At 42.1% G+C, this 16,824-nt stretch carries 5 protein-coding genes; 2 read left to right on the forward strand and 3 right to left on the reverse strand.

Features of this window, described 5'->3' with window-relative positions:
- Positions 1 to 453: 453 nt before the first annotated feature.
- Together QUA77_RS20705 and QUA77_RS20710 are read left to right on the forward strand one after the other, a co-directional pair.
- Complete coding sequence (locus QUA77_RS20705; protein WP_333040901.1) at positions 454 to 6,381, forward strand: AAA family ATPase; 5,928 nt, start codon at positions 454 to 456, stop codon at positions 6,379 to 6,381.
- Positions 6,381 to 7,925 (forward strand): response regulator, encoded by a 1,545-nt coding sequence (locus QUA77_RS20710; RefSeq protein WP_333040900.1) that lies wholly within the window; start codon positions 6,381 to 6,383, stop codon positions 7,923 to 7,925. The genes QUA77_RS20705 and QUA77_RS20710 overlap by 1 nt, the downstream gene beginning before the upstream one ends.
- Before the next feature lie 547 nt (positions 7,926 to 8,472).
- Here the strand turns inward: QUA77_RS20710 and QUA77_RS20715 are convergent.
- The 3 genes from QUA77_RS20715 to QUA77_RS20725 all read right to left on the reverse strand — a co-directional run bounded on the left by QUA77_RS20715 (position 8,473) and on the right by QUA77_RS20725 (position 16,818).
- The gene (locus tag QUA77_RS20715; RefSeq protein ID WP_333040899.1) at positions 8,473 to 9,753 is read right to left on the reverse strand and encodes a glycosyltransferase family 4 protein; all 1,281 of its coding nucleotides are present in this window, start codon (positions 9,751 to 9,753) and stop codon (positions 8,473 to 8,475) included.
- Between the two features lie 81 nt (positions 9,754 to 9,834).
- Positions 9,835 to 11,487, reverse strand: a complete 1,653-nt coding sequence (locus QUA77_RS20720) for a class I SAM-dependent methyltransferase (RefSeq protein ID WP_333452193.1) — start codon at positions 11,485 to 11,487, stop codon at positions 9,835 to 9,837.
- Between the two features lie 27 nt (positions 11,488 to 11,514).
- The gene (locus QUA77_RS20725; RefSeq protein WP_445302092.1) at positions 11,515 to 16,818 is read right to left on the reverse strand and encodes a glycosyltransferase; all 5,304 of its coding nucleotides are present in this window, start codon (positions 16,816 to 16,818) and stop codon (positions 11,515 to 11,517) included.
- Positions 16,819 to 16,824: the final 6 nt, after the last annotated feature.

Below are 16,824 nucleotides of genomic sequence, written 5' to 3' on the forward strand. Positions count from 1 at the left end.
GATTTTAAATCACCCTAACCTTCCTTCAGTCTTGTCTTATGGTACTTTGGCTGCTTAAAAACTGTCCGGACTATTGTTATTTTGATAAAGACAATAATTGGTTGGACTACATCGTGGGCAAACTGCTGTTGCTTTTATTGCTCTACACAATAAATAATCGTCTCTTCTGTGTCCAAGCTATCCTCTACTATCACACCGGGTAGATTCAGCAGTTTTGTCATTAATTTTTCAGGAGTTTACTTAAATACTTAATAAAGTTTAAAGATTCTCGCATATTAAGTACCAAACAAGCATATTGAGATTTGTTAAAATTTAAATATTATTCAAAAAGCTTAGATTATACTTTTTTAAAGTGCATAGAAAATAGTTTTTTAATTCGGTTCTGTCATGTATTTCAGTATCATTACTGAAATACCACCTGCTGTTCAATTTATTATTAGTGAAATTACGCACATGAGTATTACTATCTTCGGTTACAACCTCAGCGAAGCCATTTACGAAAGTGTCAATACTATTATTTATCGCGGCACTAAAGATATTGATAGAACCTCAGCAATTATCAAAACATTCAAAACTGAGCATCCGACAATCGAAGAAATTTCCCGCTTAAGACACGAACATAAAATCCTCAGACATTTAGAAAGTGAAGGAATAGTCAAGCCCATAGCCTTAGAAAACTATCATAACGGCTTAGCGCTGATAGTAGAAAATTTCAGCGGTCAATCTTTAAAAGATTTCCTTAACAATCAACCCTTGGCTATAAAAGCATTTCTAAAAATCGGAATTCAGTTGGCAACAACTCTTGGAGATATCCATCATAGTAATGTTATCCATAAAGACATTAAACCTCAAAATATCCTAATCAACTCAGAAACAAAAGAAGTGAAAATTATTGATTTCAGCATTGCTTCTCTCTTAGATAGAGAAAATCAAACCGTCACCAATCCCAACTTATTAGAAGGAACTCTCGCCTATATGTCGCCGGAACAAACCGGCAGAATGAACCGCTCAGTGGACTACCGCACCGACTTTTACTCCCTCGGTATTACATTTTATGAAATGCTGACGGGTAAGCTACCTTTTTCCGCAAAAGACCCCCTAGAATTCGTTCATTGCCATATAGCTAAAGCACCAATAGAACCTAAAAAGCTGAATCCAGAAATCCCGGATACAGTTTCGGAAATTGTAATGAAATTATTATCTAAAACCGCTGAAGATAGATATCAAAGTGCTTTCGGACTAAAAGCTGACCTGGAAACCTGCCAGGAGATGCTTTCTTCAGGAGAGATTTCCCACTTTATTATAGGTCAACTAGATTCCTACAGCCAATTTCTGATTCCGCAAAAACTCTATGGACGGGAAAGAGAAGTTGCTAGTTTGCTAGAAGCTTTCGCTCGCGTCAGTGGTGGGACAACGGAGATGATGCTAGTTTCTGGTTATTCAGGTATCGGCAAATCTTCCCTGGTTAACGAAGTTGATAAACCTATAGTGGCAGCGCGAGGGTATTTTATTTCTGGTAAATTTGACCAGTTTAAACGAAATATTCCTTATGCTTCTTTAATTCAAGCATTTCAAGGATTGATGCGCCAAATGCTCACTGAAAATTCCGCTCAAATAGCAATTTGGAAGGCTAAAATTCTCGAAGCACTTGGTGCCAATGGGCAAATTATTATTGATGTTATTCCGGAAGTAGAAAAGATTATTGATCCACAGCCTGCGGTTCCGACATTGGGACCGACTGAATCTCAAAACCGATTTAATCGAGTGTTTCAACAATTTATACAGGTGTTTAGTAAAGCCGAACACCCCTTAGTGATATTTTTGGATGACTTGCAGTGGGCAGATTCAGCTTCGCTTAAGCTGATCCAGCTAATAATGACCGATCCCGATAGTAAATATCTGCTATTAATTGGGGCTTATCGGGATAATGAAGTCAGTGCCACTCATCCGTTAATTTACACTTTAGAGCAAATTCAAAATACCAGGGCGATAGTAAATAATATTATCCTCCGACCTTTGAATATCTCTCATGTCAACCTATTAGTGAGCGAAACCCTGCGGAGTCCAATTTCAGAAGTTTTACCCCTATCTGAGTTAGTTTTTCAGAAAACCCAGGGTAATCCCTTCTTCTTAACTCAACTGCTCAAATCCCTTTATCAAGACAAACTCCTATCCTTTGATTTCAATCAAGTTTGCTGGCAGTGGGATATCCAACTGCTTCAAGGCATTGATATCAGCGATAATGTAGTCGAATTGATGGTTAGCCAAATTCAAAAGCTGTCGTCCCAGACGCAGAAGGTCTTAAAATTAGCTGCCTGTATAGGAGACCTATTCAGTTTAGAATTTTTGGCAATTGCTAATAAAAAATCTCAGTCAGAGACGGCAATAGATTTATGGGAAGCGCTACAAGCTGGTTTTGTGATCCCGCTAAATAATTCCTACAAAATCCCCCTGCTATTTGACTCGGAAACATCGACAGAAAATTCAACCGAGCAGTTTGATGTCATTTATAAGTTTTTGCACGATCGAGTGCAGCAGGCATCTTATTCTCTAATTCCCGACGAGCATAAAAAAGAAACTCACCTAAAAATCGGTCAACTACTACTGCATTCAACAACGCCTGAAGAACGAAAAGAAAATATCTTTGCACTGGTTAACCAACTAAATTACGGCACCGATTTAATCACTTTGGAGTTGGAAAGATATGAGTTGGCAGAACTCAATCTGATCGCCGGACAGAAAGCCAAAGCAGCAACTGCTTATGAGTCGGCTGTCAAATATTTGAAGGTGGGTTTGGAACTGCTTGGGGAGGAAAGCTGGGAGAGTCAGTACGATCTAACGATCGCCCTCCATTTAGAAGCAGCAGAAGCCGAATTCATAACTACCAACTTTGAGCGATCACAACATTTGTCTGCGACGATCCTGAAACAAGCGAAAACCCTTCTGGAAAAAGCCAAGGTCTACGAACTGAGAATTCAATTAGAGATGGCTCAAAACCGGATGCAATCAGCTGTAGATAATGGGATCGAGGTTCTAGAAATGTTCGCAATTCGCCTAGAGCAAGAACCCCCTCAAGAACTAATCTTTGAGGATTTAGCTAACTTGCCGCCCATGACAGATCCCGATAAACTCGCAGCCATGCGGATATTAAATCTGATTACAACACCGGCTTATCTAGCAAATACTGCAATATTTCCGCCAATTCTTTATACAAAAATAACTTTGTCTATTAAGTATGGAAATTCGCCTCAAGTCGCTTTTGCTTATGGTTGGTATGGAGCGCTACTCTGTGGAGGATTAAGAGACATAAATTCTGGATATCAATTTGGCAAACTAGCTATTTTATTACTAGATAAATTTAATACACTTACCCTAAAATCGAAGATTATTTGTATATTTAATTGTCTGATAAGATTTTGGAAAGAGCCGCTTAATACCACCTTAGAACCTTTGATTGATGCCAGTCAAAGTGGTGTGGAAACTGGAGACCTAGAATATGCTTGTCACAGTCTCGTCAATTATTGCAATCAGTTATTTTTCAGCGGGGGTGAACTACAGAAACTTGAGCAGGAGCAGGCAAAATATGTTGCACTGACCATTAAACTAAAACAAGAATACGATACTTTATTTATTAAAATTTACCAGCAAGTAGTTGATAATTTACTCGACAAAAACTCAGATAAATACTATTTACTAGGTGAAAGTTTTAATGAAGAAGAACTACTGCCAGGAATCGAGGCCTCTAACACTGGGACTTTGCTCTATGCTTACCATGTCGGCAAAATGATTCTCTCTTATCTATTTAAAGAGCCAAATAAAACAGTGTCGAGTGCCCACTTAGCATTAAAATATGCTGACACGGGGGCAGGATTAATGCACATGAGTATCTACAACTTCTACTATTCTCTTGCCCTCCTAGCACTATATCCCGAAGCAGAACCAGCCCAGAAAGAACAATACCTAAGTGAATTAACAGCGAATCAAGAAAAATTAAAGACTTGGGCGTTTCATGCACCGTCTAACTTCCAGCACAAGTATGACTTAGTAGAAGCAGAAAAAGCGCGGATTTTGGGACAACCTTTAGAAGCCAGCGATTATTACGATCATGCTATAGCCGGAGCCAAAGAACAGGGATATATCCAAGAAGAAGCATTAGCCAACGAACTGGCCGCAGAGTTTTATTTTTCCCGCGCTAAAGATAAAATTGCTCGGATTTATTTAACCGATGCTTACTACGGATATAGTCGCTGGGGAGCTAAAGCTATAGTCAAAGATTTGGAAGCCAGATATCCTCAAATATTTTCCCGGATAGCCAAGACAGAAACTCAACGTAGCCAGGTCACAATGAACACTACCTCGACGAGTGGAGGGAGTGCAGGAGTGCTAGATTTAGCTACTGTGATCAAAGCATCTCAAGCTCTTTCTGGTGAAATTGTACTAAGTAAGCTGTTGGCGAAATTGATGAAAATAGCGATCGAGAATGCGGGTGCTCAAAGTGGTATTTTCATTTTAGAAAAAGCTGGAAATTTACTAATAGAAGCTTACGGAACCATAGATAGCGATGTAGAAGTGCTGCAAACAATCGCCGTAGAAAAAAGTCAGCAACTACCCATATCTTTGATTAACTATGTTGCCAGAACTCAGGAAAATGTTGTATTAAACGATGCGAGTTGTGAGGGAAACTTCACGGCGGATAATTATATAGTCAACCAAAAACCCAAGTCAGTATTATGTACTCCCATCGTCCATCAAGGAAAACTGACTGGAATTCTTTACTTAGAAAATAATCTCACCACTGGTGCTTTTACTCCCGATCGTTTAGAAGTTTTACAACTGTTATCTTCTCAAGCAGCTATTTCAATTGAAAATGCCCGTCTTTATAACGATTTGGAAGCAGCCAATGCTACTTTAGAAGTAAAGGTGGCAGAAAGAACGCAACAGTTACAAGAAAAAAATATCGATTTACAAAAAGCAGAAGAATTAGCGAAAGCCGCCAACTCTGCCAAGAGTGAGTTCCTGGCTAATATGAGCCACGAGCTCCGAACGCCACTTAATGGCATTTTGGGTTACACCCAAATCCTCAAACGACAAAAAAACTTGGCTGACCAGCAAAAAGATGGTCTGAACGTGATTAGTCAGTGCGGCGAACACCTCTTAACCCTAATTAACGATATTTTAGATCTCTCCAAAATCGAAGCCAGAAAAATGGAAATCCACTTGAGTAATTTCCATTTATCACAATTTTTAGAAGGCATCGCTGAAATTTGTAAGATTCGGGCCGAACAAAAAGGAATCTCCCTGATTTATGAGCCTATTACCAAACTACCTATTGCCGTTGAGGGTGATGAAAAACGGTTGCGGCAAGTTTTAATCAACTTACTCGGGAATGCAATTAAGTTTACCGAAAAAGGCGGAGTGGCATTCAAAGTAGGATATCAGGATGGCAAAATCCGGTTTCAAGTGGAAGATACCGGAGTTGGGATGGCACCAGAGCAATTGCAAGACATATTTTTGCCTTTTCACCAAGTAGGAGAGGCCAACCTTAAGGTTGAAGGAACCGGGTTGGGACTGGCAATTAGCCGCCAATTAGTCCAGATGATGGGTGGTGAAATAAAGGTGAAGAGTACATTAGGACAAGGGAGCGTTTTCTCGTTCGATTTAGATTTGCCAGAAGTATCGGAATGGGCGACTAATGCAGCAAAAGCCAATGCCCACACCATCGTTGGTTTCAAAGGCCGAAAGCGAAAAATTCTCATAGCTGACGACAAGTGGCAGAATCGTGCGATCATCGTGGGAATGCTTCAGCCGTTAGGATTTGAAATTCTGGAAGCAACGGAGGGTCAGGACTGTTTAAACAAGGCGGTGGAGTTTAAGCCCGACTGTATTTTAATGGACTTGATGATGCCCGTAATGAGCGGCTTAGAAGCAACGCGCCGGATTCGCCAATCACTAGGTCAGACTAATTTAGTGGTGATTGCTACTTCTGCCAGCGTTTTTGATTTCGATCGCCAACAAAGTGTCGAGGTAGGTTGCAATGATTTTATTCCCAAACCCATACGAATCGAGGAGCTTTTAGAAAAATTATGTACTCATTTAGGGTTAGAATGGATTTATGAAGAAAGTTTGGAAGAAGTTAGGAAAGCAGAAGCAGAAAAAAAATCTCTAAGTTCTGAAATTGTAGCTCCCCCCGATGAGGTAATCGCCGTTTTATTCAATTTAGCGATGATGGGCGATCTTCGAGCCATTGGGGAGGAAGCTAAAAAGTTAGAAGAACTCAATGAGCAATGGGGGCCCTTTGCTACTCATCTACGCCAGTTAGTGAAAGGATTTGAAGAACAACAAATCTTGGAGTTTATTAAGAAATATAGGATTGCCAAATAATGAATAACGAACTTCCCGAACAAAGCACAATTTTAATCGTAGATGACACTCCGACTAATTTAGGTGTCCTGTTCGATTTTTTGGCAGATTTTGGCTTCAAGGTATTGGTAGCTAGGGATGGGCAAAGTGCTCTCCAGAAGGTAGAATATGCCCCACCGGATCTGATTTTGTTGGATGTGCTGATGCCCGGAATAGATGGGTTTGAAACTTGTCGCCGTTTGAAAGCGAATGATTTAACGAGAGACATTCCCGTGATTTTTATGACGGCTCTTGCTGATACGGTGGATAAGGTTAAAGGTTTGAGTCTTGGTGCGGTGGATTATATTACTAAGCCTCTTCAGCATGAAGAAGTTTTAGCTCGTGTTAATGTCCACATGAAGCTCCGCAACCTGTCGAAAAAACTCCTAGAGAAAAATGTGTGCTTGCAAGCAGAAATCGAACAGCGTGTCGAAGCGGAATCCTCGCTGTTGAAGCTGGCATCGGAGTTGGAAAGGCGAGTTGAGGAAAGGACGGCTGAACTTTTGCAATCCAATCAATTTCTCAAACAGGAGATTCAAGAGCGTCTGCAAGCAGAGGCGGGATTGCAACAATCGGAAGCTCAATTGCGAACCCAAACTAAATGTTTAGAAAAGGCTTTTCGAGAATTGCAAATCACGCAAACTAAACTTGTGCAGAGCGAAAAAATGTCTTCTCTAGGTCAGCTTGTTGCAGGTGTAGCCCATGAAATCAATAATCCAGTTAATTTTATTTTTGGGAATGTTTCTTACGCCCATGATTATACCCAAAATTTGATTGAGCTCGTCAATCTTTATCACCAAGAATTCCCGGAGGCAGGGCCAAAAGTTGAACAGAAAATAGACGAAATAGAACTAGATTTTTTGGTGGAAGACTTACCTAAATTGCTGAGTTCAATGAAGGTAGGTGTAGACCGAATTCGCGAAATTGTTCAATCGCTGCGAATCTTCTCGCGATTGGATGAATCTGAGATGAAACCAGTGGATATTCACCAGGGTATTGATAGCACTCTGTTAATTTTGCATAACCGTGTTAAAGGAAGGGGCGATCGACCTGCAATTGAGGTGATAAAAGAATTCGGCAATCTGCCTCTGGTAGAGTGTTATGCGGGTCAGCTTAACCAGGTGTTTATGAATCTTGTTGCTAATGCTATTGATGCCATTGATGATTATAATACGACACGATCGTTAAGTGAAATGAAAGCTAATCCTTCTAAGATTTTCATTCGCACGGAGGTTACGGAATCTAATCGAGTGTTAATTCATTTTAAGGATAACGGGCCTGGGATGACAGAAGAAATTAGCCAACACCTATTTGAGCCATTTTTTACTACTAAGCCTATCGGGAAGGGTACTGGTATTGGTCTGTCAATTTCCCATCAGATTGTAGTCGATAAACACGGGGGTCAGCTCAATTGTATTTCAGCTCCTAATCAGGGGGCAATATTTATTATTGATATTCCAATTCACCACAAAAATTTTTCTAATAATTTAATTACGATGTCTGAAACAGCTTTGGGTATTTCTTAGTTGATTTTTACTTAAGGGAATTTCAATAAATTTTAAGGGTCGCACAACTATAATCAAAATCGCTCATGCAGGGGGATATTCCAATACTGTAGGTAATGAAGTAAGAGACGGATAGAAGCCTTCGGGAGCTTCTCACTTTTGCAGCCAAGCTAGAAATTGGAGTTTTGAGGCAGGAGGCAGAAGGAAGGAGAAGAAGTGTTTTTACAAATATTAGATGCTCCCTTGTTATGGCTGAGTGGGGCGGATTCACATTTAGGACAGTTCATATTTCGATTATGCAACGCCCTAAAATACACGGGACGGGCGGGACGCCCATCCCACAATAAAAATCACAATCATCCCGCTATTATGCAACGCCTAGATTATTGATCTCGAAGCTAGTTTGCGACTAGCCTAGAAGGGATTAACGGACTGCTATCAAAATATTTAATTTGGCAACTAAAACGTCCAGATTTTCCGATGTTTATCGTCTAGTTGGTGAACCCTCCTGTGCGGCGTAGTCGCACAGGAGAGCTTGTGACCAGGGGTTTAGTCCTGACCAACATTGCTACATTCTCACTGCAAAAGATGCTGCTAATTCCCGTTCTGGTTCCATACCAACTGTAGGCGGCATGGAACGATTTGCTACTTGCTCGATCAGTTGTAAATGTTGCGGCAGCATTTTAGCTAAACTGTAGCGTTCTAAGGCGGTTTGACGGGCTTTGATGCGAATTTCTGCCATGCGGGTAGGATGGTCTAAAACTTCATCAATGCGATCGGCTACTTGTTTGGGTGAGAAGTAATCGACTAGCAAACCGTTTTCTCCGTCGCGGATAACTTCTCTGACTGGCCCTGTGTCGGAACCGATTACTAAACATCCGGTTGATAGAGATTCAATCATGGACCAAGATAGCACAAAAGGTCTGGTCAGATAAACGTGTACGTCGGATGCTTGAATTACTTTTAGATAAAGTCCGTAAGGTAGGGGCCCGACAAAGTGAACTCGCGACAAATCTAGGGGTACTTTTTTGAGCATATAGTCTTTGTAAGACTCGCCGTTGGGTAAAGAACGCCCATAACAAACTCTTTCTGAACCAACGATTACGACGTGACAGTTGGGGCGGCGTTCCTGTACATAGGCGATCGACTCAATGAATTCGGGAAAACCCCGGTAAGGTTCCATTCCCCGCGATACGTAGGTGACAATTTCATCAACGCCAGACAAGTCTAAGTTAGGCAAAACCAGTTTAGCACCGGGGTCGGGTTTGAAGTAATCGGTATCTACGCCGTCGTGGAGTGTGGATAATTTTTGTTGTAATTCTGGCGGAAATTGCGATCGCTGCCAATAAGTTGGTGATAAACCCCAATCGCAAGAATATAAATCGATGAGAATCGGCGCATTTTTGATTCTAATTCTGGCCATATCGTCAACTGTTAAAGGTTCCGCTGGGTCGAAATCTGCGTCGGAACCAATAGCATGATAAAACCACTCGAAATAGCACAAAAGCGGCGTATTTGGAAAAGCTTCTTTGACAAACAATGTCGGCCCCCAACCGGAATGTCCGCAGATAATATCGGGTACGAAACCGTCTGCTTTAAGTTGTTCTGCCATTCTAAATACGGCTTGTCCGTATATGACGGCACTTTCTAAAGGGCGAACGTATTGGTGAGTCTGCGCGTGGGGTTCCCGGCTGGGGGTAAATGCTGCTTTGCGAACGCCGGGAATGTTCCACTCTGGGCGCTCGTTTTTAGTGCCGAAAACAATTTGATTTTTCGGATCTGCGCCTAAAGCCGTGATAATGTGGCGGTATTGGGCGGGGAAGTTGGGATGGAGAAATAATGCTTTCATTGTCAGTTGTCTGTTGACTGTTGACTGTTGACTGTTGTTAGTTGGAAGAAAATATTGTGAGGCGGCTAAAAAGCTTTGATTTTATTCATTGGGGGTTGGCGCTTTGCAGATCCAGACACAATCTCGCGGTACTGAAGATGTATTTTTCAGAATGATTTCATAGTTTAAATGATGGAGAAATTTTTCCATAATTGTATCAGTCATAACTGAAAATGCAGTGCCGTCTCTGCGTCCGAGCAGGTTTTTGTCCCACTCGCTGGCGAATTTTTGCCACCCTAATTCGCTGAGAATATTCCCATGGTGAAAGACGCAAATTCGATCGCCCCGCAGCAGTTTGGGAATTCGAGTCAGGTAGTTAAATATATCTACCGGCTCTACGTGTACCATTGTATCGTAACAAAAGCAGACATCGGCTGAATCTGGAGCGATGCCGTCTAATGTTAAACCGTCGAGTTTGACGTAAGAAACGCGATCGGTTCCCAAGCGCGATCGGGCCGCTTGCAGCATTTGACTGGAAATGTCGGCACAAATTAGTTGATCGCAATATTTCAGCAGCAGCGAACCAGTTTTTCCCCCGCCGATACCGATTTCTAAAACCGTATGTTCTTTTTTGATGTACGGTGCAATAAATTGCTGTTCTATCAGCGCTTCGTATTCTGCTAGGGAGTTAGCAGCACCGGCACCTTTCCCCACCCATTCATCGCCCAAATAAGCGAGTTCAGGATTATTGTCTTTCCATTCTTGGGCGTAGCTGTCCCAAGCCCCTTCGTAGTCTATTTTAGGCGGTATTATTTCCATTGTTTTTGGTTTTTTCTGTCTCAGAATACATAAACAAAAATCGCTTGATAGTCCTCCGGACACAGCCATTAAGATTTGTTCAATCTCAAGCAATAACTTGATGATCGTTTCACTCTTGGGTTCTCCGTCTGAAAGTTGATAGTGATCTAACAAAGGGTAAAGTTCGTGAAGCAACCCCCCACCGGCTGAATTCAAGACTTCCACATCAAAGTAGAATTCTAAAAACGGAAGTATCAGCTTTGACCGAACTGCTTCTGAAGGGTCTTTCGCCAATACTCTCTCAATACTTGGACTAGCAAATATTTCAGTTGTTCCCGATCGTAGCGTGTAGTGAAAACATTTGTAAATGCTATTAATCAAATTTACTTGATTTTGATTGTATATATTGTAGCAATCTCCTATATATTCATTTACAATAAAATATCCCTCGGGTTTTAAACATTTCCGAATAATTGATAAACATCGTTCTAGTTCTCTGACGTGATGCAGCGAACCCGAGCAAAAAACTAGATCGTATTTTTTATTATCATCAATCGTAAACAAATTAAAGTCATCTTGATAAAAATTAATCTCTACTCCCGCTGCTGCGGCATCTTTTCTAGCAATTTCTAAAGAACTTTCAGAAAAGTCAAAGGCATCAATTTGAGTGACTAATCCTAATTTAGCCATCGCAATCTCGTGATTCCCCACACCGCAACCAATAGACAAAAGACGATCGAACCGTCGATTTTTGAAATAATTTTTGACTAACCACTGTAGCCAATAATCATTAGTCTGACCACCTGACAACCGATGGTTTATAGCTTTTTCAATAATTGGATTAGACAACCAGTAGCCTTGCTTCGCAATTGCGGCAGTTGGATTATTCTCCCAATAATTCTTAGCTGTTAATATATCAAAGGATTTATCTTCCATAGACTCGAAATTTGAATCCATACTTTTTCACGCCTTAATCTTGAACGGTTACTTTTTAGTTAAATAAGCTTCGCGAAAAATTTGACCGTAAGCTTGAGTCATTTCTTCAAAAGTATTCAATGACTTTAACACATATTTAGCGTTTTCAGCTAACTGCTGCCGTAATGATTTATCCTCCAATAAACTAATTAAAGCTGCAACTAATTCGTCCGGGCGATCGGGCGTATAAAACAAACCATTAATTCCCGGCCGCACTTGTTCTTTAATCCCAAAAACCGGCGATGTAACAATTGGCAAATCGCAGGTCATCGCCTCCAAAATCACTCTTGGGAAACTTTCGACGCGAGAAGTGCAAACAAAAATATCAGCCGCTTTGTAGTATTTTCCTGTCTCCCCAGTTTCTGGGACGACAGTCACCCTTTGCCGCAACTCTTTCGGCAATTCCTGCACCAAATCGGCTAATTTATTGCTGTAAATACTCGGACGATCGCCCACAATAAAACATCTAATTTTATTGTGCCATTTGTCAGGTAAAAGAGAAAGTGCCTTAACTAAATCCTGCTGTCCTTTGCGTTCGCATACCGTTCCCAGCAGCAAAATTACCACATCTTTCGCTGCAACACCTAAAGTTTTTCTAGCTAATTCAGAGTGATCCGAATTTTCCAGTTTACTCAAATCTAAACCGTTGTGAATCACCGTAAAATTGTGGTGGCTGTTGAGAGGCAAATACCTGTCCCGCGTTGCATCTGCCACAAAAATAACTTTGTAAGGAAAGCGAAAACACTCTAAAGCTCTCGCCGCAATCTCCGAACCAAACCTGTTAAAATAAGTTTGCCAAGGTTCGCTTTCGTGCACGTTCCACACTGTAGGAGTTCCGATTTGCCGCGCCGCATCAACTACAAAAAAGTTTTCTAAAGTATTGGCATAAATTGCATCTACTTTTAAACTTCTAATTTCTTTGCTAAAACTGCGGATGGCTTCATCATAAGCATCGCGCTGATAGATGTGTTCGAGAGGATTATCACGCACAATTACTTCAATTCCCTGCTGTTCGTAAGCTTGACGTAGGGGCCCGTCTGTTACGCAAAGTACGATCGGCTTAATCACACCCTCAGCCGCTAATTTCACTGCAATTTCGTACTGATGTAGCGGCGCGCCAGTAAAATCCAGCGAATTGCTGCACATCAAAACCCTAACACGATGAATCAGATTCCCCGCTTCTGCTACCAACAAACCAGAATCATTAAATTTTAGTTTTTCCTTCTCGGTTACATCCGTTACATCCGTTACAAAATCCGTTGCCGAACCTTCTTCCTTCATAAAAACCCGGCGAGGTTGAATATGGAAATACTCATCTTCTAAAGACAAGTGAGGACTGTAAAAACTGTCATTTTTACCCGCATACTTGCGCCTAAAAGCTGCCACTTCTTGAGGATTGTCGGTAAAACCCCTAGAAGTTCCCTCTTTGTGCAACAATTCCGCATCGGGACAATATACGCACCGATAACCCCGTTCTAACAGTCGGTATCCGTAATCTGCATCATTGTAAGCAACAGCAAAATTTTCCTCATCAAAACCGCCCAATTCTAAGAACAATTGACGTGGAGTAATCATGCAAGCCGCTGTTACCGCAGAGTAATTTCGCGTTACCATCGCTTGAGAAAGATAGCCTCGATTTTCGCTGTTCATCAGCTTAAAAGCGTGACCCGCCAAACCGTGATGGAGACCGTGAATTACGCCCGCGTGCTGAATTCTGCCGTCTGGATATAACAGCCGCGCGCCGACTGCACCCACAGCGGGAATTTGAGCGTATCCCACCATTTGACTCAGCCAGCGCGGGTTAATTACTTCTGTATCGTTGTTCAAAAACAACACATATTCGCTGTCAACTTGTTCGGCAGCACGGTTGTTAATGGCTGCAAAACTAAACTTGCCCCCAGGATTTTTTATAGGCAAAACTTTGCACTTTAATTCCTTTAAGTATTCCAAAGTTTTAGGGTCGTCGCTTTCGTTGTCGATAACGGCAACTTGATAATTTTTGTATGTTGTAGTTTCTAGAGAATCCAGACAGGCTTTCAGCAACTTTAGCTGATTTTTAGTAGGAATAATTATCGTTACTGATGGGCCGTTATCCGGGAAATCCTGGGCAAATATGCCCAGATTTTCTTTGATCGCCCATGCGTGCTGAGCGACATTGCCGTTAATTTGGCGGCGATTGAGTGCATCTTGAATGGCTTTTTGACCGGCGGAAAAACTGGCGGGTTTCGCGGCCCCAGATATGGCCGTAGAACCGGGTGCGGTTCGCCAGTGATACAGCACTAACGGCAGGTGGGCAACGTGGCGAGAAATTTCGGTGGCTCTCAAGGCAAAATCGTAATCTTGGGAGCCTTCAAAACCTATCCGTAAACCGCCTATTTGTTCAAAAATGTGTCTTCTCACGGCACATAAATGACCGAGGTACATATAGGAAAGCAGCAGTTCCGGGGACCATTCCGGTTTGAATTGCGGGGCGAATCGGCGACCTTTAGTGTCGATTTTGTCGTCGTCGGAATATAGAAAATCGGTGGCTGGATGCGAGGCAAAATATAAGGCGACTTCGCCTAATGCATCGGGAGTGAGTTCGTCGTCGTTGTCTAAAAACAGGATTATGTCGCCTGTTGCGAGGGCGGCGGCGCTGTTAGTTGCTGCGCTGATGTTGCCGTTTTCTGTGCGAAAAGTGATGTGGATACGATCGTCCTTTTGAACCCAGCTTTTCAAATTTTCAGCAACCGTGAAATCGGTGCTGCAATCATCAGCAATGCAGAGTTCCCAGTTTGGATAAACTTGATTGATTACGCTGTCGATCGCACTTTCGAGAAAATCTATCTGCGGATTGTAAACTGGCATTACTACCGAAATTTTTGGCAGGGGTTCCCGGCACGATTTTAACCGAGAAATCAAGTAATCGCGCGCGCGATCGTTCCACTGATTCACCTCCAGCCATGCGTCATACCTATCAATAGGTTTAGGCACGATAAAACCCGCAGGCGGCAGCAAATCTCCCGGCGCAGTAAACTGTTTTTGCTGCCGATAAATCTTCCCCAACTGGCGGATCACTTTCACAATTTCCCAAGGCATCGGCACAATCCTGCCCAGACGCTGTTTTCTTTCCCTCGCCCGCTGCTGGATTGCGGCTGTAAACCTTGATAACTCCTCAAATTTATCAGCACTTCGTTGCCAAATATGGTAGCGTCGCACAGTCAATTTTTTAGGCGCTTGAAAAGACAAAATTTCCCCGCTTTCTAACTCAGCTTGCAGAGAAACGTGCCATTCCCCTGGCGGCAAATCGACAAGGGCCTCAAAACCACTTTCCGAACTGTTAACCCAGTCTGGAAACACTTCGCCGACATCTTTTCGCCGTAAACCGTAGGCGCATTCTACAGAAGTATCGCCGCACAACAAGCTTAATTTAGCAATTTTGCGATCGTGGTGGCAGCACCAACCTGCAAACAAAATTTGACCCTGACGCTGTTCCCACACCACCGGTACATCTAACGATGCTTGAATCGTTGAAACTAACAACGGATAAGCTGCCAACAAATGCCATTTACCTCGATCATCTTGCGCTTCCAGTAGCACTTCGTGCCGTCCGGCAGGCGCTTCCAATTGAATTGTAAAACCTGATTTCTTCGCAGCCGGAATATTAGAGTGTGCTAGCGCTATATCACTTCTATCTATGCCGTAAACGCCTGCAAAACTCTGGTCTTTAATTCGGGCGCGGACTGCTGCAATCTCTCTTTTTTGGTTAAAAACCCAGCCCACAATTAGCAGGTTAGAATCACAAACTTGCCAAGTAGTGGGTTGATCTAACGAAAAAATAAATTTAGGGAACAAGTCGCGGATTTGGCGCTGAACTTCCCCCAACTTTCCTCTCACTTGCCACCCTATAGAAGACTTGATTAGAGCGAGTTCTGCCCGAAAATTTTCATTTTCCTGGCGGGAGTGTTCTAATTTTTCCTGAGTATCCTTTAATCTTTCCTGAGTTTGACTTTGTGCTGTTTCTAACTGAAGTAACTCAGCTAACTTTTGCTGCAATATAAATTCAGTCTCTTCAAATTGTACCTGAGTTTGCCCTAATTCTGCTTCTAATTCTAATACTTTCGATAAAGCTCTTTGAAATTGCGATTCTTTGCCTGCAAGCTGTACCTGAGTTTGTCCTAATTCTGTTTCTAATCCGAGGAGTTTCGCTAACGCTTCTTGAAATTGCGATTCTTTGCCTGCAAGCTGTACCTGAGTTTGCCCTAATTCTGCTTCTAATTTTAAGACTTTTGTTAAAGCTTCTTGAAATTGCGATTCTTTGCCTGCAAGCTGTACCTGAGTTTGCCCTAATTCTGTTTCTAATCCGAGGAGTTTTGCTAAAGCTTCTTGAAAATTTGATTCTTTGCCTGCAAGCTGTACTTGAGTTGCTCCTAATTCTGTCTCTAATCCCAACACTTTCGCCTGTGCCTGGTGAAATTGTTCTTGCCACTGTTTGAGTTCGGAAGAACTCGTTTTTTGCTGTTTTTCCAGCAAGCGGATTTTTAGCCAATCTTCAAAGGGCCAGACTGGAGATGCTGGGAAATGAATAACTTGATCGATCGCATCTTTCGATTCGCTGCTCAGATTGCCAGCTTGGGTTTCCAAAAGTTCATATAGTTCTAATGCTTCGGGAAAATATTTTTCTATTAAACTCGGTCTGTGACTTTTGACAATATCGTTGACTAATAAAGATTCTTCAAAATTGTCGCCCGGTATCGCACCTAAGTTAACATTAAATTTTTCGTTGACTCGATCGAGGAAAAGTTCAGGAGTGTTGCCGATGGGGTAAACGTTGGCGAGGAGACAGCGATGGGGGAAACGTTCGTAAAGTTCTAAAACTTTTTGATTGTAGTGAATCCACATTTTTACTGCCTTTTCGGGATTTTGCAGCAAGCTGACATCGGTTCCCCGGCGGTAAAGGGAATCGACTACTTCCCAGGGCGATCGATAAACACAGATAAAATTAGCTTCGGGGAGTAAAGTCAGCCAAAAATCCCAAAAAAGGGCTGTTCGCGGGTCTTTCCAACCCCAATGTTTGTGAGTGTGTTGATTTTGGTCGATCGCCCTTTTGGCGATTTCTACGTATTCTGCTGCTACCGGAATCGTTTTTTCAAACGTACATCCGAGTTCATCAATACCGTGCGATCGCAAAACACTTTTGTGAAACTCCACAAAATCAACATTCTCGAAATGACCTTTCACATTTCCGTCGGCCGGGCCCACTAACTTTTTGCCAATATCAACCCCGACTTTCTGAAACAAAGAAGCTGTTAAAGACGTACCGGAACGGTGCATTCCGGT

Source organism: Microcoleus sp. K5-D4 (genome assembly GCF_036704575.1).
In the GTDB taxonomy this organism is placed as follows: domain Bacteria; phylum Cyanobacteriota; class Cyanobacteriia; order Cyanobacteriales; family Microcoleaceae; genus Microcoleus.